Source organism: Rhizobium sp. No.120 (assembly GCF_054558365.1).
This window is the reverse complement of sequence record NZ_BAAJNQ010000003.1, coordinates 519308-544579: the sequence shown is the minus strand read 5'-3', so window position 1 is coordinate 544579 and position 25272 is coordinate 519308. Positions and strand designations below refer to the sequence as shown.

Below are 25272 nucleotides of genomic sequence, written 5' to 3'. Positions count from 1 at the left end.
TATGGACGCTGTTTCAGGAGAAAGCCGATGTGGCTCAGCAATTTCACGCTCGTTCTTCCTCATGAAGTCGTCGAGAAGGGCGCGGTGCGCATCGAGGGCGGCGTGATTGCTGAAATCCGCTCGGAGCCGGTGGCGCAGCCGACGTTCGACGGCGGTGGCCGCTTGCTGATGCCGGGCTTCGTCGATCTGCACTGCGACATGGTGGAGCGCGAGATCGCGCCACGGCCGAATGCGATGATGCCGATCGATTTCGGCATTCATGAACTGGACAAGAAGCTGGCGGCAGCCGGCGTCACCACCGCCTTTGCGGCGCTCTCCTTTGCGACCGAAAGCGTCTATGGCCACGTCCGCTCGCTCGAAACCACGTCGGCGGTCATTCGAGGGATCGGCAGCCTGCGCGACGAACTTCTGATCGATCATCGCGTTCATGCACGCTACGAAATCACCAATCTTGGCGCGGCTTCGACCCTGGAGCGGCTCCTGGAAGAAGGCTCCGTCGATATGGTTTCGCTCACCGACCATACACCGGGGCAGGGGCAGTATAACGACATCGAAAGCTACATACGCAGCATGTCCGAGCGCCGGTCCATGTCGCGCGAGGCGGCCGAGGAAGTCGTGGCAAAGCGCATCGCGCAACGCGAAGACCCTGAGATCGAACGCAAGCTCCATGACGTGGTCGAACTTGCGCTGAAGCACAAGCTGTCGCTCGCCTCGCATGATGACGATAGCCCCGAGAAGGTGGCGGCGATGCACGATCTCGGCGTGACGATCAGCGAGTTTCCGGTGACGGGACCGGCTGCGGAAGAAGCCTGCCGTCGCGGTCTCTGGACTCTGATGGGGGCGCCGAACGCACTGCGCGGCCAGTCCATGTCCGGCAATCTCAGCGCTGTGGATGCCGCGCGCTCCGGTCTGCTCGGCATCATCGCGGCCGATTATCACCCGGCCGCCTTCGTGCCGGCGATCTTCAAGATTGCGGACGTGGTTTCCGGTGGTCTGCCGGCGGCCGTTGCGACGGCAACCTCCAACGCCGCCCGTTCCGCCGGTCTGACGGATCGCGGCGAAATCGCCGTCGGCCAGCTTGCCGATCTGGTGGCTGTCGAGCCCGGTTCGGTTCACCGCATCCGTGCCACCTTCCGCGGCGGCCGCATCGTCTATAGCGACGGCACGCTGCATCCGCTGATGGCAATTGCTGCTTGAAAGTTAGCTTGCGTCACCGAGCAGTGACAAGATCTGCCGATCGCGGGCGGCAGACGTCCCCGCAAGGCTCACGGCCTTGCCGTCTTCCATCCTGACCTTGCCTTCCGCCAGCAGCCGCAGCGATTGCGGATAGAGTTGATGCTCGACCGTGAGCACGCGGGCGGCAAGGCTGTCAGCGGTGTCGTTGGTCAGCACAGGCACGGCCGCTTGGCCGACGACAGGACCTTCGTCCATGCCTTCGGTGACGAAATGCACGGTGCAGCCGGCAATGCGCATGCCGGCGTCGATGGCGCGCTGATGCGTGTGCAGGCCGGGGAAAAGCGGCAGCAGAGAGGGATGAATGTTGATGATCCGGCCTTTGTAGGCCTGGATGAAGCGGCCGGAGAGCAGCCGCATATAGCCGGCAAGGCAGATGATATCGGGCGAGAGGGCTTCAAGCTGCGCAAGGATCGCCTCTTCATGGGCTTCCTTGCTGGCAAATTCCTTGCGCATGAAGGCGAAGGTCGCAATGCCTTCCGCCGCAGCTTTGGCGAGACCACCCGCATCGGCCTTGTCGGAGATGACGCCAACGATCTCGGCCGGGTAGTCCGCTGCCTTTGTGGCCTTCAGAAGAGCCAGCATGTTGGAGCCGCCGCCCGAGATGAAGACGACGACGCGTTTGCGCTGCGTGGTCATAGAGCGAGCGTGCCCTTATAGACGGTGCCGGGAGCGCCTTCTTCGCGGGCGACCATGCGGCCGAGCGTAACGACGGCTTCGCCTTCAGCCTCAAGCACGGCCTTCACGGCATCGACATTCTCTTGAGCGACGACCACGATCATGCCGATGCCGCAGTTGAATGTGCGCAGCATTTCCTTCGCTTCGACGCCGCCTGTCTTGGCAAGCCAGGAGAAGACCGGCGGCACCTTGACCGCGGCCAGATCGATTTCGGCGGCCAGGTGCTTCGGCAGCACGCGCGGAATGTTCTCCGGAAAGCCGCCGCCGGTGATGTGGGCAAGCGCCTTGAGGGCGTGGGTTTCGCGGATAGCTTTCAGCAGCGGCTTCACATAGATGCGCGTCGGCGTCAGCAGCGCTTCGCCCAGCGCCTTGCCTTCTGCGAATGGCGCGGGCGCATCCCAGCCAAGGCCGGAAAGCTCGACAATCTTGCGTACCAGCGAGAAGCCGTTGGAATGAACGCCCGACGAGGCGAGGCCGAGAATGATGTCGCCCTCGGCAATGTCACCCGAGGGCAGGAGCTGGCCGCGCTCGGCCGCTCCGACGGCAAAGCCCGCCAGATCGTAATCGCCGTGGGAATACATGCCTGGCATTTCCGCCGTCTCGCCGCCGATCAGCGCACAGCCTGCATCACGGCAGCCGGCCGCGATGCCGCCGACGATTGCGGCGCCCTGGTCTGGGTCGAGCTTGCCGGTGGCAAAGTAATCCAGGAAAAAGAGCGGCTCGGCGCCCTGGACGACCAGATCGTTCACGCACATGGCGACGAGGTCGATGCCGACAGTGTCGTGATAGTTGGCGTCGATCGCGATCTTCAGCTTGGTGCCGACGCCGTCATTGGCGGCGACAAGCACCGGATCAGTGAAGCCGGCGGCCTTGAGGTCGAAGAGGCCGCCGAAGCCGCCGATCTCGCCATCCGCGCCCGGCCGGCGTGTCGAACGGACGGCAGGCTTGATCTTTTCGACCAGCAGGTTGCCGGCATCGATATCGACGCCCGCGTCGCTATAGGTCAGACCGTTTTTCCCAGACTGGCTCATGCTTCCGCCTCCGATGGCCGCCCGTCCATTATGACAGGGCTTTGATCGGCTCGCCATTGCATGATAGGGGCCGTTATGCAAGGCGCAAGCGCCGCAAACCCTCCGATTTTCCCCGCTTCCCATTGCTCAAGGCAGATTTCCGGCCGCAGACTTGACCATAATTGCGGCATCATCCTATGTCCTAAGCACACGGCAAACGGGCGCGAAACAACGGGGAAGACGATGGAGCAAAAGGTCAGCGGGGCGAGCCTCAAGCGTCAAGTCACCTTCTGGGTGATCGTGCTCGTCGTCTTCATCGCCTTTATCTATATCTTCAGCACGATCCTGCTGCCATTCATCGCTGGCATGGCGGTAGCCTATTTCCTCGATCCGGTCGCCGATCGGCTGGAGCGGATCGGCCTCAGCCGCCTGATGGCGACAGTGGTAATCCTCGTTTCCTTCATACTGATCTTCGCGCTGGCGCTGACGATCTTCATCCCGATCATCGTCAATCAGTTCAACGATTTCCTCCAGCATATTCCGACCTATGTACAGCAGATACAACAGCTCATCGCCAAGGCGCAGACCATGGTGCTGCCCGACTGGATCCGCAACCAGCTCGGCGCGATCAAGGACAACTTCTCCAGCATCATGTCCGAAGGTCTGAGCTTCGTCGGCGGTCTGTTCGCGCAGCTCTGGAGTTCCGGCAAGGCGCTGGTCAACATCATCTCGCTGATGGTCGTGACCCCGGTTGTTGCCTTCTATATGCTGCTCGACTGGGATCGGATGGTCGCCAAGGTAGACGACTGGATCCCGCGCGATCACGTTGCCACCGTTCGCCAGATTGCTCGCGAGATCGATCAGGCGATCGCCGGCTTTATTCGAGGGCAGGGTTCGCTCTGCATTATTCTCGGCGTCTACTATGGCGTCGGTCTCTCGCTGGTCGGTCTAAACTTTGGCCTGCTGATCGGCCTCTTTGCTGGCATGATCAGTTTCATTCCATATGTCGGTTCGATGGTCGGCCTCGTTCTGGCCGTCGGCGTCGCACTGGTTCAGTTCTGGCCGGACTATCTCTGGGTCGGCCTGACGCTCGTCGTCTTCTTCACAGGCCAATTTCTGGAAGGTAATGTGCTCCAGCCGAAGCTCGTCGGCGAAAGCGTGGGCCTGCATCCGGTCTGGTTGATGTTCGCCCTTTTTGCCTTCGGCGCGCTTTTCGGCTTCGTTGGGCTGCTGATAGCCGTTCCTGCCGCCGCCGCCTGCGGCGTTCTTGTCCGCTTTGCCCTTTCGCGCTACCTTCAGAGCGATCTCTATTATGGACGCTCGGAAGCGGGCAAGGCGCGCAGAGCCAAGGCCGGCAAGACCGAGAATAGCTAGACATGACCGACGCAAAGAACGCTGATCTAAGGCGCAAGGCCGCCGAGCAGCTGCCCTTGGCCTTTACGCATGATCCCGCAAACGGGCGCGACGATCTGCTCGTCGCCGATCCCTTGAGCGCGGCGGTGAAGATCGTCGATTCCTGGCCGCACTGGCCGTCGCCGGTCGTCATCCTGGCCGGTCCCGTCGGCTCCGGCAAATCGCATCTTGCCAGCATCTGGGCAGAGCGATGCGGGGCAGTCCACATTCACCCGGTGGGCGGCTCCGATGCCGCAGTCGCAGCGGCGAACGGCCCCGTCATCTTCGAAGACGTGGATCGCCTTGGTTTTGACGACACCGAGCTCTTCCATGTCATCAACAGCGTGCGTGAAAACGGCACTAGTCTTTTGATGACGAGTAGGCTTTGGCCGATGTCCTGGCCGGTGACGCTGCCTGACCTGCGCTCGCGCTTGAAGGCAGCGACGGTGGTCGAGATCGGCGAGCCGGACGAGGAATTGCTGTCGCAGGTGATCGTCAAGCTCTTCGCCGACCGCCAGCTTTATATCGATGACAAACTCGTCCTCTATATCGTCAATCGGATGGAGCGTTCCCTGAATGCAGCACAGCTGATCGTCGACAGGCTGGACCGGCTGGCATTGGCGCGAGGGACAAGGATCACGCGCCTCTTGGCCGCCGAGGTCTTGAACGAACTGGGTGGCTCTGGTCAGCCGGATTGACTTGATATCGGCTGTCACAGTTCCGTCGTCAAACTGATATACGTGGCACAGGATTGGAAAGAGGGTAGGTGGAACATGGACTCGGCACTCACGGAACATCAGGACGCCAACCAGGAAAATCCAGAGGCCGCACCTGCGGTCAGCGAATTGCTGACCAGCCCCGAGCGCTTCATCAACCGCGAATTCTCCTGGCTGCAGTTCAACCGCCGCGTCCTTGAAGAAACGCTGAACACCGCGCATCCGCTGCTAGAGCGCGTTCGCTTCCTCTCTATCTCCGCCGCCAACCTCGATGAATTTTTCATGGTGCGTGTTGCCGGCCTTGAAGGCCAGGTGCGCCAGAAGATCCTGGTGCGCACTCCGGACGGCAAGACGCCCGCCGAGCAGCTCGACGATATCCTGCGCGAGATCGACAATCTTCAGATGGAGCAGCAGGCTTCGCTTGCTGTCCTGCAGCAGTACCTCGCCAAGGAAGATATTCTGATCGTCCGTCCGGCTGCGCTTTCCGATGCCGACCGCCAGTGGCTCCACACCGAGTTCGAACAGGCGATCTTCCCGGTCCTGACGCCGCTTTCCATCGACCCAGCCCATCCGTTCCCGTTCATTCCGAATCTCGGCTTCTCGATCGCGCTGCAGCTGAAGAGCATGAACGGCCGCGAGCCGATGACGGCGCTGTTGCGCCTGCCGCCGGCGCTCGACCGCTTCGTGCGCCTGCCGGATGCGAGCAACGTCATCCGCTATATCACGCTTGAGGATGTGGTGAACATCTTCATCCACCGGCTCTATCCCGGCTACGAGGTGCAGGGCTCGGGTACCTTCCGCATCATTCGAGACAGCGATATCGAAGTCGAGGAAGAGGCCGAGGATTTGGTGCGCTTCTTCGAAACCGCGCTGAAGCGGCGCCGCCGCGGCTCGGTGATCCGCATCGAGACGGACTCCGAAATGCCCCTCGAGCTTCGCCAGTTCGTGGTGGAATCGCTGAACGTTCCGGGAAACCGCATCGCGGTTCTGCCCGGCCTGCTGGCGCTCAATACGCTCTCCGAAATCTGCAAGGCGCCGCGCGACGATCTGCGTTTCGAGCCCTACAACGCCCGATTTCCTGAGCGCGTCCGCGAACATGCCGGTGATTGCTTCGCCGCAATCCGCGAAAAGGACATGGTCGTCCACCACCCCTATGAATCCTTCGACGTGGTGGTCCAGTTTCTTCTCCAGGCTGCTAGGGATCCTGATGTTCTGGCGATAAAACAGACGCTTTACCGTACCTCGAACGATAGCCCGATCGTGCGCGCGCTGATCGATGCAGCCGATCTCGGCAAATCGGTTACGGCGCTGGTGGAACTGAAGGCCCGCTTCGACGAGGAAGCCAATATCCGCTGGGCGCGCGATCTGGAGCGCGCCGGCGTGCAGGTCGTCTTCGGCTTCATCGAACTCAAGACCCATTCGAAAATGTCCATGGTCGTGCGCCGCGAAGACGGCAAGCTCCGCACCTATTGCCATCTCGGTACCGGCAACTACCATCCGGTCACTGCCAAGATTTACACCGACCTTTCCTATTTCACCTGCGATCCGACGATCGCCCATGACATGGCGAACATCTTCAACTTCATCACCGGTTACGGTGAGCCGGAACAGGGCATGAAGATCGCCGTTTCGCCTTATACGCTGCGTCCTCGCATCCTTCAGCATATCGAAGGCGAGATCGAACATGCCAAGAACGGCCGTCCGGGTGCGATCTGGATGAAGATGAATTCTCTCGTCGATCCCGATATCATCGACGCTCTGTATCGCGCCAGCAACGCTGGCGTCGATATCGAGCTTGTGGTGCGAGGCATTTGCTGCCTGCGTCCGCAGATTCCCGGGCTTTCTGAAAGGATCCGCGTCAAGTCTATCGTAGGCCGCTTCCTAGAGCACAGCCGTATCTTCTGCTTCGGCGATGGCCATGGCCTGCCGTCCGACAAGGCGCTGGTCTATATCGGCTCCGCCGACATGATGCCGCGCAACCTCGATCGCCGCGTCGAAACCCTCGTGCCGCTCACCAACAAGACCGTGCATGAACAGGTGCTTTCACAGATCATGCTGGGCAATATCATTGACAATCAGCAAAGCTACGAGATATTGCCGGACGGGACTTCACGGCGCATGGAAGTGCGTCAGGGAAAAGAGCCATTCAATGCACAGCAGTATTTCATGACCAATCCCAGCCTGTCCGGCCGTGGTGAAGCCTTGAAATCCAGCGCACCGAAACTCATCGCTGGGCTGCTGTCGGGCCGCAACAAATAAATTGGACCTGCATGGTTGAATCAGAAGCCCAGGGGCGTCTTCCGGGCATCGCCCCTGTCTCCGTTGTCGATATCGGGTCGAATTCGGTCCGTCTTGTCGTTTATGAAGGCCATTCGAGATCGCCGACCATCCTCTTCAACGAAAAAGTGCTATGCGGCCTGGGCAAGGGCATAGCACTGACGGGAAAGATGGATGAGGAAAGCGTAGCGCGGGCATTGGCCGCGCTGCATCGCTTCAAGGCGCTCTCCGATCAGGCGCGCGCATCCACCATCTACGTGTTAGCGACAGCCGCAGCACGCGAGGCCAGCAATAGTCCGCAGTTCATCCATCAGGCAGAAGCCATCCTCCAGCGCAAAGTGCGGGTGCTTTCGGGCGAAGAAGAGGCACGCTTTTCCGCGCTTGGCATTATCAGCGGTTTTTACCACCCCGATGGCATTGCCGGAGATCTTGGTGGCGGCTCGCTGGAGCTGATCGACATCAAGGATCGGGAAATCGGCAAGGGCATCACGCTGCCGCTCGGTGGTCTGCGCCTGTCGGAATATGCCGGCGGCTCAATCGATAAGGCGCGCAGCTTCGCGCGCAAGCACGTCAAGACCGCGAAGCTCTTGAGCAAGGGCGAGGGCCGCACTTTCTATGCGGTCGGCGGCACATGGCGAAGCGTAGCCAAGCTGCATATGGAAATCCGCAAATATCCTCTGCACATGATGCAGGGCTATGAGGTGCAGCTCGACGAGATGCTGCGCTTCCTCGATCAGATCGTCGAATCGAAGGATTCGAAGGATCCAGCATTTCAGGCGGTGTCCAAGCATCGCCGCTCGTTGCTCCCTTTCGGCGCAGTCGCGATGCGGGAAGTGCTGACCGCCATGAAGCCGTCCATCATCTCATTTTCCGCTCAGGGCGTTCGCGAAGGCTATCTCTATTCGCTGCTAACGGAAGCGGAGCGTAACAGCGATCCGCTGCTCACTGCAGCCGGCGAGCTTGCCATTCTGCGTGCGCGTTCCCCGGAACATGCCCGTGAACTGGCCGATTGGACCGGGCGGATGATGCCCTTTTTCGGCATCACCGAGACCGAAGAAGAGAGCCGCTATCGCCAGGCAGCCTGCCTGCTTGCCGATATCAGCTGGCGAGCCCATCCTGATTATCGCGGCTTGCAGGCGCTAAACATCATCGCCCATACCTCCTTTGTCGGCATTACCCATGCAGGCCGCGCCTTCATCGCACTTGCCAATTACTATCGTTTCGAGGGTTTGAACGACGACGGAGCGACCGAACCGCTGGCAACGATCGCAACACCTCTCTACATCGAACGCGCCAAGCTGCTAGGCGGCCTGTTGCGTGTCGTTTATCTCTTCTCGGCGTCGATGCCCGGTATCGTGCGCAACCTGTCGTTCCGCCGTTCGACAAACCCGGATGTGGATCTCGAATTCGTCGTTCCCGCCGAATATCACGATTTTGCCGGCGAGCGACTGGATGGGCGGCTGCAGCAGCTCGGCAAGCTCACCAACCGCCGGCTGGCCTTCCGCTTCGAATAAAGTTTTGAAGCCTCTCCCCATCAATTGGGGAGAGGCCGTTTCGCCGCGACTTATTTCGCGTTCAGGAAATCACCCACCTCAAGAAGGCTGAACTCGTTGTCGTCAGCCTTGTCGACGGCGCGCCCTGCCGAGAAGGGCAGGTTGTTATCATTGCCTATGACGATATGCGTGGCATCGACGCGATCGACATTCTCGATGGTGACGAAGGGCATGTCGTAAAAGCCTTCGCCGCCGCCCTGGCGGCGCTTGTGATCGGGATCTTCGATGTGCAGCAGGTCGATATAGCCGATCTTGCGAACGGACTTGCCGACATTGGCGTCGCTGAACTCGATCTTATAGACGCGCTTCAGTTCGGCCGGAGCTTCGAAGCAATCCGGTTTCGGCTGCTTGGGATCGGCGCAGGCCTTGTCCTTCGTGCCGGCGCCATTGTCACGTTCGATGACCAGGGCCGTCGTTTCATCAAGCATGTTGAAATCGCCGATCGAAACGCCCTTGTCAGCAAAGGGATAGAGCCAGCTGCGGCCAGTCCAGCTCTTCGAGGCAACGTCGAATTCGATGACACGGATGGCCGTCTTGCCGTCGACGCTCTCCATCTGGCCGTCATCCTTGTAGATCGGACCTTCCAACAGACCGTAGAGCTTGGAGCCGTCCTTCGACATGGCGAGGCCCTCGAAGCCGCCGGAGCGCTTCAGGTTGAAGGCCGGCATCTTCTGGGTGGGGTTGCCGGGCAGCTGGATCAGCGGATTGTCAGGAGACAGAACCGGCTTGCCGTCGAGCGTCGTTGCGAAGACGTCGGTCAGCTGGCCGTTCGTATCGAATTTCAGCAGGTAGGGACCGAACTCGTCGCCGATCCAGAAGCCATCGGCAACCGGCTGGATCGATTCGATGTCGAAGTCGGCGCCCGTCAGGTAACGCTTGTCGGCGCCTTCCATAACGATCGGGAAGGGGGCCTTCTTGTTCGGGTCGGACAGGAACAGGTTCTTGACGACCTCGACCTTGCCGCTGTCCCAGTCGAACTTCACCTGATGTAGGAAAAGCATCGCATCCGACGAGTTCTGCTTGGAGCCGAAGCCGTTGTCGGAGAGCGTCCAGAACGTGCCGTCAGGCATGGTCTTGATGCCGGAAAAGCCCTGGATCGGCTGACCGGCGAAGGGCAACTTGAGGTCGGTGACACGGGCACCGTCCTTGCCCGGCACGGTGCCGAGAGCGTCGGTGCGCTTGCGATCCGGCGTGGTGAATTTGCCTGACGTTTTCAGGAAATCGGCCGCATCGGCGGGTGCGGCAGTGATGGTGTTGGCCGGCAGGATCGCTTGGCCGACGAGCTTTGCCTTGAATTGCTGCTCGTCTGCCTGCGCCGAGGCGGCAAGCAGGATAAGAAGTGCCGTGGAAGCGGAAAGGAATCGGGTCATCATGTCACCTTGTGGTGGAGAGTGGCAAAAACAACTCCGCTTAACAGGCGACCCATGTCTGCGAATTAACGCTTAGGTGAAGATTTGGTGACTGTGGACAACCCATAGGCTGTGAAGCTCAGGCGTGCATCAATATCGAAATACAGCCAATAATTCGTATTGTTTACGATCTACCGCGAACGCTCTTCAACGCTTGCCGGTCCTGCGTGTGAAGGGCGATGACGCCAAGGTGCTGGTCGCGGCCGCGAACGGCATGTTCGCCCAGCTCTTCCTTGATGATTCCTTCCGGAAGCTCCATCCGTCCGGCAAGGTCGCTGGAAATCAACACCTGGCGCTCCAGCGTTTTGCAGAGAGACTCCAGCCTTGCGGTCGTATTCACCGTATCGCCGAAATAGGCGATCTTGTGGTGGTCGACGCCGATTTCGGCCGTTACGACGCTGCCGCCGTGCAGAGCGCCTCGCAAACGCGGTACCCTGCCGTAGGATTTCAGCCAGGTCTCGGCGTTCTTTTCGATATCGTCGAGGATGTTGAAGACGCAGCGCACGCAATTGGCATTTTTGACGCCCCGTTGGAGCGGCCAAGTGATGATAGCGGCATCGCCGATATAGTCGTCGATCGCGCCCTTGTGCCGCCGTACCGGCTCGGCCATGGCACCGAAAACCGCGCCGAGGAATGCCTGTGTTTTCAAGTCACCATGCTCCTCGGCAAAAGCCGTCGAGCCGACGAGATCGATGAAAAGGAAGACGCGCTCCTCCTGCACCGGATTGCGGTAGCGGCCGGTCAACAGGCTGGAGAAGACATCGCGCCCGAGCAATTCCCGCACTCGGCCGATGAAAATGACTATGGCGGTTACGACGACGGCATAGAGATAAACGTCTATCGTCAGCAGCGTGAGATCTTTCCAGGCGCCATCGACCAGCCCCAGCAGTTTCATGATACTTCCCGCCATGGCGTAGCCGGCGCTCATCAGCAGGAAATCGACGATCAGGGCAGAAAGGATGAAGGCCGGTGTCGGCAGCCGATGCATCCAGTCGTTCAGCCGCGGCAGGATCATGCGGCGTTCGAAGACCAGCAGCGGCATGCCGCAGAACAGCGCGAAGACGGCACCGATGTACATCGGCGCCTGTGGGAAGAATAGTTTGCCGTAGATAACGCCCGTCGAAGCGACGAATAGCGATGTCAGGATCCAGTTGCGCATCGAATGGAAAATGCCCATTCACTTTTCCGCCGAGAAGCGACGCCTGTTATCGACGCGGGATTGCGCCGGCAAACCGGAACGTCATCGAATAGAACGATTACACAAGACGTTCATTTCACGAGATTTGCGGCGCAATCGTGATGGCAGCCAGCATCTCGATGTGCGAATCATACGCAATCGTAAGGCGTCAGGAAAGGAGAATGTCGCTGCTAGAGGGCGACGGTCTCGATCCGCTTGCCGACGAAGCGCAGGGCCACCTGACCCTGGATCAGCTGCAGGGCCGTCTCGCCGAAAAGATCTCGACGCCAACCGGTCAGAGCCGCGACATCGGCCTTCTCTCCTTCGGCGGCGATCTTATCGAGATCCTCGCTATTGGCGATCACCTTCGGAGCAACGCCATGCTTTTCCGCAATCAGCTTCAGCAACACCTTCAGCAATTCGGAAGCGGCGGCAGTACCCTCGGGAGCCTGCTGATGGCGCGGCGGATGCGGCATTTCTGCCTTCGGCAGCGCTAGCGCCGCGTTGATCGCTTCAAGCACCGCGGTTCCTGCAGCCGAGCGCTCCCAACCCTTCGGAATGGTGCGCAGACGCGCCAGCGCTTCGGTATCCTTCGGCTGCTGCTGCGCAATCTCATAGATCGCGTCATCCTTCAGCACGCGGGCGCGCGGGACGTTGCGTGCTCGCGCCTCGCGTTCGCGCCAGGCGGCCACGAATTTAAGGACGGCCAGTTCCTGCGGCTTGCGCAGCCGCATCTTCAGCCGCTGCCAGGCATCGTCCGGATGCAGGTCGTAGGTCTCGCGCGCTTCGAGGATCGCCATCTCCTCCTGCAGCCAGGAGGCGCGCCCTTCGCGCTGCAATTGCTCCTTGAGTGAGAGATAGACGTCGCGCAGATGAGTTACGTCGGCGAGCGCGTAGTCCAGCTGTTTTTCCGAGAGCGGACGCCGACTCCAGTCGGTAAAGCGCGAGGACTTGTCGATATGGACATTCTTGATACGGCTGACGAGCTGATCGTAGGAAACCGAATCGCCGAAGCCGCAGACCATCGCCGCGACCTGCGTATCGAAGATCGGATGCGGAATGAGGTTGCCGCGATGGAAGATGATTTCGATGTCCTGGCGGGCAGCATGAAACACCTTCAAAACCGATGGGTTGGCCATCAGTTCGAAGAAGGGTGCCAGATCCAGCCCCTTGGCCAGCGGGTCCACCAGCACTTCGGTGGTGGGGCTTGCCATCTGTATCAAACACAGCTCCGGCCAGAAGGTCGTTTCTCGCAGGAATTCCGTATCGATGGTAATGAATTCCGACTTGGCCAGCTCTTGGCAGGCCGCCTCCAATTGGGCGGTAGTTTCGATCATATCAACACATTCAATGGTAAAATACTTTCTTAACTTCCTTCTCCTTTCAGCCGGATATGTCAATACTTTCGCGGACAAAGCTCTTGCCGCATTTCGCTTTTCGCTGAAATTGCCGGAAACTGAGATGGCTTTGACCAAGGCCACTGGAAATTGAAGAGGCTCGCAACCGGCTATGCCACCCGCACGTAACTCGTCATGCCCGTCTTTTGATGTTCGATGATGTGGCAATGCAGCAGCCAGTCGCCGGGATTGTCGGCAACGAAGGCGAGCTGCACCTTCTCATCCGGCTGGATTAGATAGGTATCGGAGACGAAGGGCTGCACCTGCCGCGTCGAAGAGGAGAGGACCGTAAAGCTCATCCCGTGCAGATGGATCGGGTGGCTGTGCGGGGTGACATTTTCCATGTCGATGACATAGCTCTCGCCGAGCTTGAGTTCGGCAAGCGGCGCAGTGGGATCGGGGGTGTCACCCGGCCATGGCACCTTGTTGATCGCCCAGAAGCTGTAGCCGAGCGAGCCGCAAATGCTGTTGTCCGCGGTGTTTTCCGCCGTCGAGCTTAGGATCAGCGGAATATGGGTGGCGGAACCGAGGTCTGCCTTCTGCACGGGATTGTCTTCGAGCGGCGCCAGATCGCGCACATCGCGCTTCAATGATGCGCCCACGGCGCGCAGAGTCGCCAGTACCTTCGGATTGGTGCCCTTGATATCCTCGAGCTTGACGACTGCGCCTTCGCTGTCGGGCATACGCACCGCAAGCTCCAGCCGTTGCCCGGGCCCGAGCTGCAACAGATCGAGCGGAAAGCGCTGCGGTATGGGATTGCCGTCGATCGCGATCACCACCGCCTCGGCGCCGTCCATGCGGAAGGAATAGATGCGCGTGACATCGGTAATGGCAATGCGTAGCCGCACCAGCCCGCCGGAGGGCGCATCATATTGCGGCTCCTGTTGCCAGTTGGCAGTCCGCACCGTGCCGTATGTGCCGGATTTCGCCGCATCGCGCGGCCGGAATTGCGCGATGAACTGACCGTCGCTGCCGAGCCGCCAATCGCGTAGATTGAGCACCACTTCCGAATCGAATGCTGGATCCTTAGGGTTCTCGACCACGATGACGCCGGTCATACCGTGGCCCATCTGCTCAAGCGTATTGCAATGCGGATGATACCAGAAGGTGCCGGCATCCGGCGGCGTAAAGGCGTAATCGAAATGGTCGCCGGTGTAGACATAGGGCTGGGTGAGGAAGGGCACGCCGTCCATATTGTTGGGCAGACGAATGCCGTGCCAGTGGATAGTCGTCGGATCGTCTATGCCGTTGATGAGCCGCGCGCCGAACGGCTCGCCTTTCTTCATCCGCACGACCGGTGGCATGCCGGCGTCCCCATAGGTGAGCACGTTCTTGGTTTTGCCGCCGTCGGTAAGGTTGGCCTCGATCTTGGCCGTCTTCAGCGTGAGTGGCTCGGCGGCCGCCGCTTTGCCCGCAAACTTCCCGGCGATTCCGAGGCCGACGCCATAAGCTCCGGCAACGGCTGAAGCTTTCAGAAGATTGCGGCGAGTAAGGATCGGCATGTCATGCTCCGGGGGCGAAGATATATGGATGTCTGTTTAAAGTTGACTGGGGCATTCAGCAATGGCGTCGAGATAGCCAAACTGCCGCAGCGGCGACTTGCGGATGCTGTTTCGGGTAGCGACTGAAAACAGCTTTAAGCTGACTTCCGGCGTTCGAGCCTTGACAAATCGGGCGCACCATGCGCTTTTCCGCCCGATTTTCTCGTCGGCGGGCGAGGGGTCTGCGTGTCCTTTCGCCGCCGCCCGCCAAGTCCAGGATATATATTATGCATCGCTATCGCAGCCACACATGCGCCGCCCTGCGCAAGTCCGACGTCGGTTCGACCGTCCGTATTGCCGGCTGGGTTCATCGCGTCCGAGATCATGGCGGCGTGCTGTTCATCGACCTGCGCGATCACTACGGCATCACCCAGGTCGTTGCCGACCCTGATTCCCCGGCCTTCAAGCTCGCCGAAACCGTTCGCGGCGAGTGGGTCATCCGCATCGACGGCCTGGTCAAGGCCCGTACGGAAGACACCGTCAACAAGAACATGCCGACCGGCGAGATCGAGCTTTATGCCCAGGAGATTGAAGTGCTCTCCGCCGCCAAGGAGCTGCCGCTGCCTGTCTTCGGCGAGCCGGACTATCCGGAAGACGTTCGCCTGAAGTATCGCTTCCTCGATCTTCGCCGCGAAACGCTGCACAAGAACATCGTCAAGCGCACGCAGATCATTTCCTCCATGCGTCGCCACATGGGCGAGGTCGGTTTCACCGAATACACGACACCGATCCTGACGGCCTCGTCGCCGGAAGGTGCGCGCGACTTCCTCGTGCCGAGCCGTATCCATCCCGGCACCTTTTACGCGTTGCCGCAGGCGCCGCAGCAGTACAAGCAGCTGCTGATGGTCGCCGGCTTCGACCGCTATTTCCAGATCGCGCCCTGCTTCCGTGACGAAGACCCGCGCGCCGATCGTCTGCCGGGCGAATTCTACCAGCTTGACCTCGAGATGAGCTTCGTCACCCAGGAAGACGTCTGGAACACCATGGGTCCGCTGATGACCCAGGTGTTCGAAGAGTTTGCCGAAGGCAAGCCGGTCACCAAGGAGTGGCCGCGCATCCCCTATGACGTCGCCATCCGCAAGTACGGCTCCGACAAGCCGGACCTGCGCAACCCGATCGTCATGGAAGCCGTTACCGAGCATTTTGCCGGCTCCGGGTTCAAGGTCTTCGCCAACATGATCGCCTCCAACCCGAAGGTCGAAGTCTGGGCCATCCCGGCCAAGACCGGCGGTTCGCGCGCATTCTGCGACCGCATGAACGCCTGGGCACAGAGCCAGGGTCAGCCGGGCCTCGGCTATATCTTCTGGCGCAAGGAAGGCGAAAAGCTCGAAGGTGCCGGCCCGCTCGCCAAGAACATCGGCGAAGAGCGTACGGATGCGATCCGTACCCAGCTCGGTCTCGATGACGGCGATGCCTGCTTCTTCGTCGCCGGCGATCCCGCCAAGTTCTACAAGTTTGCCGGCGAAGCCCGTAACCGTGCTGCCGACGAACTGAACCTGATCGATCGCGACCGCTTCGAGCTCTGCTGGATCGTCGACTTCCCGTTCTTCGAATGGAGCGAGGAAGAAAAGAAGATCGACTTCGCCCACAATCCGTTCTCGATGCCGCAGGGCGGCCTTGAAGCGCTGCAGAACCAGGATCCTCTCACGATCAAGGCGTTCCAGTACGACGCGGTCTGCAACGGCTTCGAAATCGCTTCGGGCTCGATCCGTAACCAGTCGCCGGAGACCATGGTCGCCGCCTTCGAAAAGGTCGGCCTCAGCCAGACCGACGTCGAAGAGCGCTTCGGCGGCCTCTACCGCGCTTTCCAGTATGGCGCGCCTCCGCACGGTGGCGCTGCCTTCGGTATCGACCGCATCGTCATGCTGCTGGTCGGCGCTAAGAACCTGCGCGAGATCTCGCTGTTCCCGATGAACCAGCAGGCGCAGGATCTGCTGATGGGTGCCCCCTCGGCCGCAACGCCGACGCAGCTGCGTGAACTGGCGATCCGCCCGGTGCCGCCGGTTAAGAAGGACTAAGTTCTACAAGGTTTGACAAAATACAAAACCCGGCGACCGAAATCGCCGGGTTTTTGTTTGGCGTGCAGATGCCCATTAGATCGCGGCATAGACCGCTTTCGCCAGATCGATGGTGAATTGACCCCACATGCCCTCAAGGGTCGTGTTGGTCAGCGCGACCACCGTCAGGCCCTTTTGGACATCGACGAACCAGCTGTGCCCGTAGACGCCTCCCCATTTGATCGTGCCTGCCGAGAAGGGGACCTGAGCGACCACGGGATCGAGGACGACGGACCAGCCGTAGCCGAAACCGAAGCCGGCTTGTTGCGCGTGCATATGGCCGCCCGCCTGTTCTGACATCATGGTCTTCACAGTATCGGCCGACAACAGTGGTGCTCCACCCTTTCTGATCGTGTCCAGAATGGCAAGGATGTCGCTTGCCGTTCCGGCCATGCCGGCGCCGCCGGAGTGGTAGGAAGCGGGATCGAATATCCTGTCGGGTGCAAAGCGGATCGTGCCGTCGAAAATCGGAACGAGCGCCTCATCGCCCATCCGCTGTGGCTCTGGTGAGCCATTCACATAGGCGGTTGCCAGGCGGCTGTGGTCGCGTACGGAGAAGCCCGTGTCGGAAAGGCCGAGCGGCTTCATGACAAGATCGGCAATCGCATCGCCGAGTGGGCCGCCGGTCTCCTTCTCGATGATGCCGCCAAGGACATCGATCGCCAGGGAATACTGCCAGCTTTCACCAGGGGCAAAGAGAAGGGGTGCGCTCGCGAGGCGCTGGAGGTTGTCAACCAATGATCGGCCTGGAGTGTCAAGCCCGTCGGATACGCCAGCTTTGTGATAGGGGCCGTCTTGCGCCTCGGCGAATGTGTAGCCCAATCCTGAGGTGTGCGTAAGGAGGTGCCGGATGCGGATCACGGCTTCGCCGCCATCGGGCAGACGCGGCCGGAAATCCGGCAGCCACTTGGTGATCGGATCGTCGAGACCGATGCGGCCCTGTTCGACGAGCCGCATGGCGGCAATCGTGACGATCGGCTTGGTGACGGAGGCAAGGCGGAAAATGGCATCTTCCCGCATTGCGACTTTGTTTTCGCGGTCCGCCAGGCCGGCGGCGCGAGTATAGATCAATTCTCCGTCCTGAGCGATTAGAACGACGGTCCCGACCAGCCTTTTGTCCGCCAGTGCGGAATCGATTGCAGCATCAACGCCTTCAGCAAGGCTGCCGTCGTTGAGAGGAACGGAATTTTCCAGTGGAAGACTCATGGGGAAAAACCTTATATAATCACAATGACCATTCCTGAATAAACCAAATCGGGAAATAATTCTAGAGTGACCATTGTGAAAAATGTTGAAGAGAAGGAAAATTCTTCGCCACGCAAGCGTGGGCGGCCGCCGGCTTTCGATCGGGAAACGGTTCTTGCCGCCGCGCGGGATACGTTCTGGCAGCACGGCTACGACGGTTCCTCCATTGCTGATCTGACGGCGGCGATGGGCATCACGCCGCAAAGCCTCTACGCCGCCTTTGGTTCGAAGGCCGAGCTCTATCGCGAGACGCTGGATCAATATCGGCGCATGCCCCGTCCGGAACCCGGCAATCCCTTCCAGGACAAGGTGGATACGGTGACCGCCTTCGAGCGCTTTCTGACGAATTCCGCCAAGATTTTCACGGCGCCGGAGCATCCAAAGGGCTGCATGATATCGACGGCGGTCCTGAACTGTGCGGAGGAGAACGAGCCGATCGCCCATCATGTCGCATCGATGCGCCTGCAGACGCTGGATATCTTCACCGCCCGCATCGAGCGCGGAATTGCGGAAGGCGACATCCGGCCTGACGCAAACCCCAGGTCGCTCGCGCGTTTTCTGGGCGCGATCGTCCAGGGCATGTCCGTTCAAGCCCGCGATGGGGCGACGACGGAGGAATTGCTTGCCCTGATCTCCCATGCACTTAATGAGCTCCGGGGATATCAACTTCCACCAGCTTCCGAGCGTTAAGACATAGAAAAACCCGGCGACCGAGATCGCCGGGTTTGGGATGGTGCAACGAGCGGCTGCTTAGTCGTTCGAGGAAACCTTGAGGCCGATGACTTGCGGGATCGTCGTCGGCGCGCCCATGGCGGCGCCGATGATCATGGGCACCGGCACCGGCTTGCCGGGAGCAGCGGTGACCGTCAGGCTCTTCGGATTGTCGAGATAGGTGCTGACCGCTGCGGAGACGGCATTCTGCAGCTCCGGAACGTTGAGCTGCGCCATCATGATCGGCGTCATTGCCTTCAGTGTGTCGGCGAGCTGCTTGCCCGTGACGCCCTGCTGCTTGCCAGCGAAGTCGAGCGCACGTGCCGTAATCGATGCGTCGTCGAAGCGGATCTGGGCGCTATTGAAGGTGAGCTGCTGCAGCAGGCCAAGCATGGCGAGGCCGGCCGACTGCTGCGCTTCCTGCTTATTTGGGTTGGAGCGAACCGTCTTCAGCGCATCCTGCAGCGACTTGGCGAAGGCGGGCGTATAGCCCGAAATGCTGAAGGCGAGGTTCAGCTTGCCGATGTCTCGGAAATCGAACGAATATTCTGTGATGTTGATGGTGCCGGGTCCCATGTCCCAGCTGCCCTTCATGGAAACGGTACCGTCGATCTGCTGCAGCTTCAGCGCCTCGATGGCTTCCTTGGTCTTCGCATCGTCGACCTTGCTGAGATCGGCCTTGATGCCGTTGATCTTGGCGTCGAAATCGAGGCCCGACTTGTCGTCGCGCTTCTTCATGTTGGCGTCGGCGCCCTCGATCGAGAACACCTCGGTATCGTCCTTGGTCACGGAGACGGCGCCGGCATGGGCGCTCTTGTAATAGAGCAGCGAGCTTAGGTCGCCCTTGCTCGTGTCGGCCGGGATCTCGACGCCGGTCAGCTTGAGGTCGGTGGCGGAAACAGAGGCGCCATCCTTGTTAAAATCGACATCGGCAAAATCGATTTCCTCGATCGTGTAGCCGCCATTGCTCTCTTCGACGCCATCCATGGTGATGTCACCGAGCGGGATGGCCTCGCCCATGTCGGCCGTCTTGAAGCTTGCACCCTTCAACGTCACCGTGCTGCCATCGACATCAATGCCCGCGGCGGCAATCGAACCGCCCTGCTGGCCGTAGACGTCGTTGATCTTCTTCAGCAGATCATTGCCGTCGAGCGCGAAAGCGGAGCTGGCGAAAGACAGAATGGCGGCGCTGCAAAGCATCAGCCGCGTGGTCCTGTAGAAAGTCATTATGGCGTTTCCTCTTTAAGCCGGTGGTATAGGCGGGGGCATACAGATTGAGCGTGTGCTGCGCTGACTTATATTGATCTTTCTCTGAAAATCCAATGACAATGAGTGTTGAAGGCAGGTGCAGCAAAAATGTCTCGGTTGTCATCTCGCAAGAGGGCCGAAACGCCTTCATCCACAGGTGCTTTCCACCGATTTCTTGCCCGGAATCGCCATCTCTTATAGTCAGGAGCCATGGGAAAAAATCTGACTCCGCCGCCCGGTGACGGCGACGACAATATCCTTCCGGTCGATCTGAAGGCCGCGCTCGAAGAGCGCTACCTGGCCTATGCCTTGTCGACGATTACGCAACGCGCGCTCCCTGACGTTCGCGACGGGTTGAAGCCCGTACATCGCCGCATCGTCTATGCGATGAGCGAGATGGGGCTCCGCCCGAACTCAGCCTTCCGCAAATGTGCAAAGATCGTCGGCGAGGTGATGGGTAACTATCACCCGCATGGCGACCAGTCGATCTACGACGCGCTGGCGCGTCTCGCCCAGGATTTCTCGCAGCGCTATACGTTGGTGAACGGCCAGGGCAATTTCGGCAATATCGACGGCGATAGCCCGGCCGCGATGCGTTACACCGAATCCAAGATGACGGCGGTCTCCGAACTGCTGCTCGAAGGCATCGATCAGGATGCGGTCGATTTTCGCGATACCTATGATGAGTCGAATTCCGAGCCGGTCGTCCTGCCCGGCGCTTTCCCGAACCTGCTCGCCAACGGTTCCTCGGGCATTGCCGTCGGCATGGCGACCTCGATTCCGCCGCATAACGTCCACGAGATCTGCGACGCGGCGCTGCATCTGATCAAGGATCGCGATGCGACCGTCGAGAAGCTGGTGGAACTGTATATTCCAGGTCCCGACTTTCCAACTGGCGGCATCATCATCGATGACCGTCAGAGCATTATCGAAAGTTACAAGACCGGCCGTGGCGGATTTCGTGTCCGATCGAAGTGGGAAATCGAGGATCTTGGCCGTGGCGGCTATCAGATCGTTGTCACGGAAATTCCGTTCCAGGTGCAGAAGTCGCGGCTGATCGAAAAGATCGCCGAACTGCTGCTGGCGCGCAAGTTGCCGCTGCTCGAGGATGTTCGCGACGAGTCCGCCGAGGATATCCGTGTCGTTCTCGTGCCGAAGAGCCGTACGGTCGACGCGACGATCCTGATGGAATCGATGTTCAAGCTGACGGAGCTGGAAAGTCGCTTTCCCCTCAACATGAACGTCCTGTCCATGGGCCGCATCCCAAGGGTCATGGCCCTGAACGAGGTGCTGAGGGAATGGCTGGATCATCGCCGTGAAGTCCTGCTGCGCCGCTCCCGCTTCCGTCTGGCCGCCATCGAAAAGCGGCTCGAAATTCTCGGCGGCTTGTTGGTCGCCTATCTCAACATCGATGAGGTCATCGCCATCATCCGTGAGGCGGATGAGCCGAAGCCCGTCATGATGGAGCGGTTCGGCCTCACGGACAATCAGGTCGAGGCGATCCTGAACATGCGGCTGCGCTCCTTGCGCAAGCTGGAAGAGTTCGAGATCCGCAAGGAATTCGACGGCCTGACAAAGGAGAAGGCCGATATCGAGGCGTTGCTGGCTTCGGAAGAAAAGCAGTGGCAGACGGTCTCCTGGGAAATCGGCGAGGTGAAGAAGAAATTCGCCAAGGCGACCGAACTCGGCCGCCGCCGCACCCAATTTGCCGAAGCGCCGGAGGCGGATGATGCCGCCATCCAGCAGGCAATGATCGAGAAGGAACCGATCACGGTCGTCGTTTCGGAAAAAGGGTGGATTCGCGCTCTCAAGGGCCACATCTCCGATACCTCTTCGCTGACCTTCAAGGAAGGCGATGGCCTCAAGGTTGCATTCCCGGCGCAGACGACGGACAAGATCCTCATCATCACGACGGGCGGCAAGGCCTATACGCTTGGCGGCGACAAGCTGCCGGGCGGCCGCGGCCATGGAGAGCCGCTGCGCATCATGATCGACATGGAAAACGATCAGGATGTGCTGACCGCCTTCGTCCATGATCCGCAGCGCAAGCAGATAATCGCGTCGACGGCGGGCAACGGCTTCATCGTTGCCGAGGCGGAACTGGTCGCCAATACCCGCAAGGGCAAGCAGATCATGAATGTCTCCTATCCCGATGAAACGAAGCTTCTGGTTCCGGTTTCGGGAGACCATGTTGCCGTGGTCGGCGAGAACCGCAAGATGGTCATCTTCCCGCTCGCGCAGGTGCCGGAAATGTCACGCGGCAAGGGCGTGCGCCTGCAGCGTTACAAGGATGGCGGCATTGCCGATATCAAGTGCTTCGCGATCGCCGATGGCCTGACCTGGGAAGACAGTGCCGGCCGCACCTTCACCAAAAACAAGGACGAATTGGTGGAATGGCTGGGCGACCGCGCCGGCGCCGGCCGTGCCGTCCCGAAGGGCTTTCCTAGAAGTGGCCGGTTTTCTGGGTGAGGAGCGGTCGGACAAAGCTTGAGCAATCGATCTAGCGGGTCATTACCGCCACGAATGCCTTGAGCTCTAGCGAAGGGCCGGCTGGTCCTGCTTGCCCTCAACAGACGGCAACCGGCCGCCGGGTCGATTGCTGACAAACATCGGAAACCCAACGTTGAAGTGAATAGGAGGCGGTTAGTTTCTAACCTGCTTCTGGAACACAGACGTCCCGCAGGAAGCGCATTGCTCCTTCTTCGTCGATTTCACCAGCTGCTACTGCTACGACGAAACTGTAAAGATTGGCGTCCGTCGTTTGAATACGGTAGCCGTTGTCCATAAGAAAGACTGCGGCCGCTACGATGGCGATGCGTTTGTTGCCATCTATGAACGCGTGGTTTTTCGCCAACCCAAATAGATAAGCGGCCGCCAGTTCGATGATATCATTGCTGCCATATTGGGCTTTATTAATCGGCCGCGCCAAAGCGGATTCGAGGGAGCCTTCGTCGCGTAGACCATAGGAGCCACCGAACCTTTTGATCTGCATTTTGTGCAATTGTTCGATGAGCGGCCTAGTCAGGAAGATAAAGGGCATCACTCTGCTAACTTCTTGAGTGCCACTTTATATTGATCCATGAAACGCTGCGCGTGTTCCATCTGGCGCGCAAAGTCCGCGTCGGTCGGTTGCATCAACAATCCACCATCCTTCAAGCTGAGCTCCAATGTATCACCAGCGCCGAGTCCCAACTGGTCGAGAACTTCCTTCGGAATAATCACGCCTTCGGAATTGCCGATCTTGCGGATGGTAACGTTCATATTTAGCTCCAATGTAATAACATGGTTATAACATTGGCTGACGATCATTTCAATGCGCAAGGCTCTGCGCGGTGATTGCTGCTCTCGCTTTGACCCGCGCCTGCCAGAGCGAGTGGGCGGCCAGTGCCAAGATCAGAATGGCGCCGCCGGCCAGCGTCATGTTGGTCGGCGCCTCGGAGAAGATCATCCAGACCCAGATCGGCGCGAGAATCGTTTCCAGAAGGTAGAACATCGCCACTTCCGGCGCCGAGAGAAAGCGCGTGCCCGTCGCAAGGCACCAAAAGGAAAGCGGCATCAGCACGGCGCCGTCGAAAAGAATCCAGCCGGGATGGTCGATGGAGAAACCCGTTGGCGCAACGTGGTAGAGGCCGACGGCGGCCGGAATGACGGCCGCCAGCAAGGCAGCAAAACCCATATCCCGCCCCGAGGCGCGGCTGATCGTGATTGCACAGGCGATGGAAAGCGATGCGATTACCGAAAGCGCATCGCCAAGCAGGTGCCCGGCCTCCATTCCGTCGCCGACGATAAGGCCAACACCGAGGATCATCCCTGCCATGGTAATGAAGGTGGACAGGGCAGGGCGCTCTTTCAGGAAAATCCAGGACAGCAGCGCGGTGAACATCGGGTTGAGCGCGATGATGAAGACCACATTCGCCGCTTTCGTATAATAGACAGCAAGCAGGAAAGCGATGGTCGTCAGCCCATAGAAGAAGCCCACGGGAATTCCGAGCCAGCCCGGCAGTACAGTTTGCAGCGAGCCCGTGATCCGGCGGATAACGAAGAGGGTTGCCAGCGCCACAACGATGGTAGCAAGGCTGCGGGTTGACAGCACCGACCAGACCTCGCCGCTGGAAAGCCGGATCAAGGGTATATCCATCGACAGCGCCAGACCGCCGAGCGTCGTCAGCAGCAGGCCCTTCTTATGGTCCGAGAAATGGGAAAACATTCAGCGGAAGGTATCTTTGTCGCCGTCGGCTGTTGGATCGAACCGTTCCCATCCGCGCGGCGTCAGATGTTCCTGCGGCTGAAAGCGGGTCTTGTAGTCCATCTTGCGCGAGCCCTTGACCCAATAGCCGAGATAGACGTGCGGCAACCCCAGCGCCTTTGTCCGCTTGATATGATCCAGAATCATGAAGGTGCCGAGCGATCGCTCGTCGAGATCGGGATTAAAATAGGAATAGACCATCGAGAGCCCGTCGCTCATGACGTCGGTCAAGGCTGCGGCCAGCAGTTCGCCCTTCGGACGCTGCTCCAGGCCCGATCCTTCCTCGCGTCGACGATACTCGATGATACGCGTGTTCACATGCGTGTCTTCTACCATGATCGCATAGTCGAGCACGGTCATGTCGGACATGCCGCCCTGCTGGTGGCGATAGTCGAGATAACGGCGGAAGAGCGAATATTGCTCGCTGGACGGCTGTGCGGGGAATTCGGTGGCGATGATGTCGCTGTTGGCGGCAAGCACGCGCCGCATCGATCGGCTGGGTTCAAATTCCTGCGCGAGAATGCGGACCGATATGCAGGCCCTGCACGATTCGCAGGCAGGGCGATATGCGATGTTCTGCGAGCGCCTGAAGCCACCCTGGGTCAGAATATCGTTCATCTCGGCCGCACGAGGCCCCACAAGGTGCGTGAAGACCTTGCGTTCCATCTCATGCGGCAAGTACGGGCAGGAAGCCGGTGCCGTCAGATAAAACTGCGGAGATGGCGTCGACTGCGTGTTCATCTGCCGTTGATTGACCTTTCTCTCGGCATCCGTTTTCTACAAGCATGGCCCAAGTTTAGAAAACGTCAACTACGTCCTTCGCTAAAGATCGAAGTTTCCTAATTGACCATGCACAAAAATATCTCCCGCGCGCCAGTGGCTCTGCGGGAGATCCGTGCGGTGCCCCAAGATTATGCGTGGTTTTAGGCCGTTCGAGCGATGACGGTGCCGAGCAGCAGGTCATGCACAAGCCGGCTGCGGTCGGTAAAGAGTCCCACCAGCAGGATGAGCGGCGTCAGGACGGAGTTCAGGATCCAGAACAGCGCGAGATGGACGATCGCCGTCAGGAAATCCATGCGTCGGCCGTCGACACGAACCATGGTGAGGCCCATGGCGCGCATCCCGAGCGAAGCCTGGTAGGGACCGCCGAGCGTCCAGCCGAAATAGAGGCCCGCAACGAGAACGAACAGCACCGGATAGAGGAAGAAGCCGAGCCCCAACGTCAGGATCGAAACGAAAAACAACAGCACGGCCGCGGGAATGCAGAGAAGCGCGACGATGATGTAATCGACGATGAACGCAAAGATGCGCCGGCTCAGCACGCCGCTATAGGCGCGCCAGTCATCCGGTGCTGCATAGAGCGGGCTGTGGTTCAGGCTCAT

At 59.8% G+C, this 25272-nt stretch carries 21 protein-coding genes; 8 read left to right on the top strand and 13 right to left on the bottom strand.

Annotation, left to right across the window (positions count from 1 at the left end; all coding sequences use genetic code 11):
* Positions 1-27: 27 nt before the first annotated feature.
* Positions 28-1197 (top strand): alpha-D-ribose 1-methylphosphonate 5-triphosphate diphosphatase, encoded by a 1170-nt coding sequence (locus ACYJRZ_RS13355; RefSeq protein WP_459459380.1) that lies wholly within the window; start codon positions 28-30, stop codon positions 1195-1197.
* Positions 1198-1200: 3 nt separating this feature from the next.
* Here the strand turns inward: ACYJRZ_RS13355 and purN are convergent, their stop codons facing one another.
* The gene (purN, locus tag ACYJRZ_RS13350; RefSeq protein ID WP_459459378.1) at positions 1201-1872 is read right to left on the bottom strand and encodes a phosphoribosylglycinamide formyltransferase; all 672 of its coding nucleotides are present in this window, start codon (positions 1870-1872) and stop codon (positions 1201-1203) included.
* Entirely contained in the window at positions 1869-2942 is a 1074-nt protein-coding gene (gene purM, locus ACYJRZ_RS13345; protein WP_112344125.1) for a phosphoribosylformylglycinamidine cyclo-ligase, read from the bottom strand. The genes purN and purM overlap by 4 nt, the downstream gene beginning before the upstream one ends.
* Before the next feature lie 222 nt (positions 2943-3164).
* Between purM and ACYJRZ_RS13340 the strand changes: the two genes are divergently transcribed.
* From ACYJRZ_RS13340 to ppx, 4 genes are all read left to right on the top strand, one after another.
* A complete protein-coding gene (locus ACYJRZ_RS13340; RefSeq protein WP_459459376.1) occupies positions 3165-4295 on the top strand; it encodes an AI-2E family transporter in 1131 nt (376 codons plus the stop codon).
* A 2-nt stretch (positions 4296-4297) separates the two neighbouring features.
* Positions 4298-5011: a DnaA regulatory inactivator HdaA gene (gene hdaA / locus ACYJRZ_RS13335; RefSeq protein ID WP_459459374.1), complete on the top strand. Its 714-nt coding sequence runs from the start codon at positions 4298-4300 to the stop codon at positions 5009-5011.
* A 75-nt stretch (positions 5012-5086) separates the two neighbouring features.
* On the top strand, positions 5087-7288 hold the full coding sequence (locus ACYJRZ_RS13330; protein WP_459459372.1) for an RNA degradosome polyphosphate kinase: 2202 nt from the start codon (positions 5087-5089) through the stop codon (positions 7286-7288).
* Positions 7289-7299: 11 nt separating this feature from the next.
* On the top strand, positions 7300-8820 hold the full coding sequence (ppx, locus tag ACYJRZ_RS13325) for an exopolyphosphatase (RefSeq protein WP_459459370.1): 1521 nt from the start codon (positions 7300-7302) through the stop codon (positions 8818-8820).
* Between the two features lie 50 nt (positions 8821-8870).
* Here the strand turns inward: ppx and ACYJRZ_RS13320 are convergent, their stop codons facing one another.
* The 4 genes from ACYJRZ_RS13320 to ACYJRZ_RS13305 all read right to left on the bottom strand — a co-directional run bounded on the left by ACYJRZ_RS13320 (position 8871) and on the right by ACYJRZ_RS13305 (position 14344).
* Positions 8871-10229, bottom strand: a complete 1359-nt coding sequence (locus ACYJRZ_RS13320; protein WP_459459614.1) for an esterase-like activity of phytase family protein — start codon at positions 10227-10229, stop codon at positions 8871-8873.
* A 163-nt stretch (positions 10230-10392) separates the two neighbouring features.
* The gene (locus ACYJRZ_RS13315) at positions 10393-11445 is read right to left on the bottom strand and encodes an adenylate/guanylate cyclase domain-containing protein (RefSeq protein ID WP_459459368.1); all 1053 of its coding nucleotides are present in this window, start codon (positions 11443-11445) and stop codon (positions 10393-10395) included.
* A 191-nt stretch (positions 11446-11636) separates the two neighbouring features.
* Positions 11637-12782: a ribonuclease D gene (gene rnd / locus ACYJRZ_RS13310; protein ID WP_459459366.1), complete on the bottom strand. Its 1146-nt coding sequence runs from the start codon at positions 12780-12782 to the stop codon at positions 11637-11639.
* Positions 12783-12952: 170 nt separating this feature from the next.
* Positions 12953-14344, bottom strand: coding sequence for a multicopper oxidase family protein (locus tag ACYJRZ_RS13305; protein WP_459459364.1), 1392 nt, complete (start codon positions 14342-14344; stop codon positions 12953-12955).
* A gap of 266 nt (positions 14345-14610) precedes the next feature.
* Here ACYJRZ_RS13305 and aspS point away from each other — a divergent pair, with 266 nt between their 5' ends.
* Positions 14611-16401, top strand: a complete 1791-nt coding sequence (gene aspS, locus ACYJRZ_RS13300; protein ID WP_112723071.1) for an aspartate--tRNA ligase — start codon at positions 14611-14613, stop codon at positions 16399-16401.
* 75 nt (positions 16402-16476) lie between these two features.
* Here the strand turns inward: aspS and ACYJRZ_RS13295 are convergent, their stop codons facing one another.
* On the bottom strand, positions 16477-17646 hold the full coding sequence (locus ACYJRZ_RS13295; protein ID WP_459459362.1) for a serine hydrolase domain-containing protein: 1170 nt from the start codon (positions 17644-17646) through the stop codon (positions 16477-16479).
* Positions 17647-17712: 66 nt separating this feature from the next.
* Between ACYJRZ_RS13295 and ACYJRZ_RS13290 the strand changes: the two genes are divergently transcribed.
* Positions 17713-18375: a TetR/AcrR family transcriptional regulator gene (locus tag ACYJRZ_RS13290; RefSeq protein ID WP_459459360.1), complete on the top strand. Its 663-nt coding sequence runs from the start codon at positions 17713-17715 to the stop codon at positions 18373-18375.
* 60 nt (positions 18376-18435) lie between these two features.
* On the opposite strand, the gene ACYJRZ_RS13285 is transcribed toward ACYJRZ_RS13290, so the two are convergent.
* Positions 18436-19623 carry a YdgA family protein gene (locus tag ACYJRZ_RS13285; RefSeq protein ID WP_459459358.1) on the bottom strand — a complete coding sequence of 396 codons (1188 nt, stop codon included), beginning with the start codon at positions 19621-19623 and terminating at the stop codon, positions 18436-18438.
* Positions 19624-19854: 231 nt separating this feature from the next.
* On the opposite strand from ACYJRZ_RS13285, the gene parC reads away from it, so the two are divergent.
* Positions 19855-22113, top strand: a complete 2259-nt coding sequence (gene parC / locus ACYJRZ_RS13280; protein WP_459459356.1) for a DNA topoisomerase IV subunit A — start codon at positions 19855-19857, stop codon at positions 22111-22113.
* Between the two features lie 181 nt (positions 22114-22294).
* On the opposite strand, the gene ACYJRZ_RS13275 is transcribed toward parC, so the two are convergent.
* The 5 genes from ACYJRZ_RS13275 to ACYJRZ_RS13255 form a co-directional block, all read right to left on the bottom strand.
* Positions 22295-22684 carry a type II toxin-antitoxin system death-on-curing family toxin gene (locus ACYJRZ_RS13275; protein ID WP_459459612.1) on the bottom strand — a complete coding sequence of 130 codons (390 nt, stop codon included), beginning with the start codon at positions 22682-22684 and terminating at the stop codon, positions 22295-22297.
* Positions 22684-22905, bottom strand: a complete 222-nt coding sequence (locus tag ACYJRZ_RS13270) for an AbrB/MazE/SpoVT family DNA-binding domain-containing protein (RefSeq protein ID WP_069616332.1) — start codon at positions 22903-22905, stop codon at positions 22684-22686. The genes ACYJRZ_RS13275 and ACYJRZ_RS13270 overlap by 1 nt, the downstream gene beginning before the upstream one ends.
* A gap of 49 nt (positions 22906-22954) precedes the next feature.
* Positions 22955-23851 (bottom strand): DMT family transporter, encoded by an 897-nt coding sequence (locus tag ACYJRZ_RS13265; RefSeq protein WP_459459354.1) that lies wholly within the window; start codon positions 23849-23851, stop codon positions 22955-22957.
* Entirely contained in the window at positions 23852-24631 is a 780-nt protein-coding gene (locus tag ACYJRZ_RS13260; RefSeq protein ID WP_459459352.1) for an arginyltransferase, read from the bottom strand.
* A gap of 182 nt (positions 24632-24813) precedes the next feature.
* Entirely contained in the window at positions 24814-25272 is a 459-nt protein-coding gene (locus ACYJRZ_RS13255) for an RDD family protein (RefSeq protein ID WP_113229597.1), read from the bottom strand.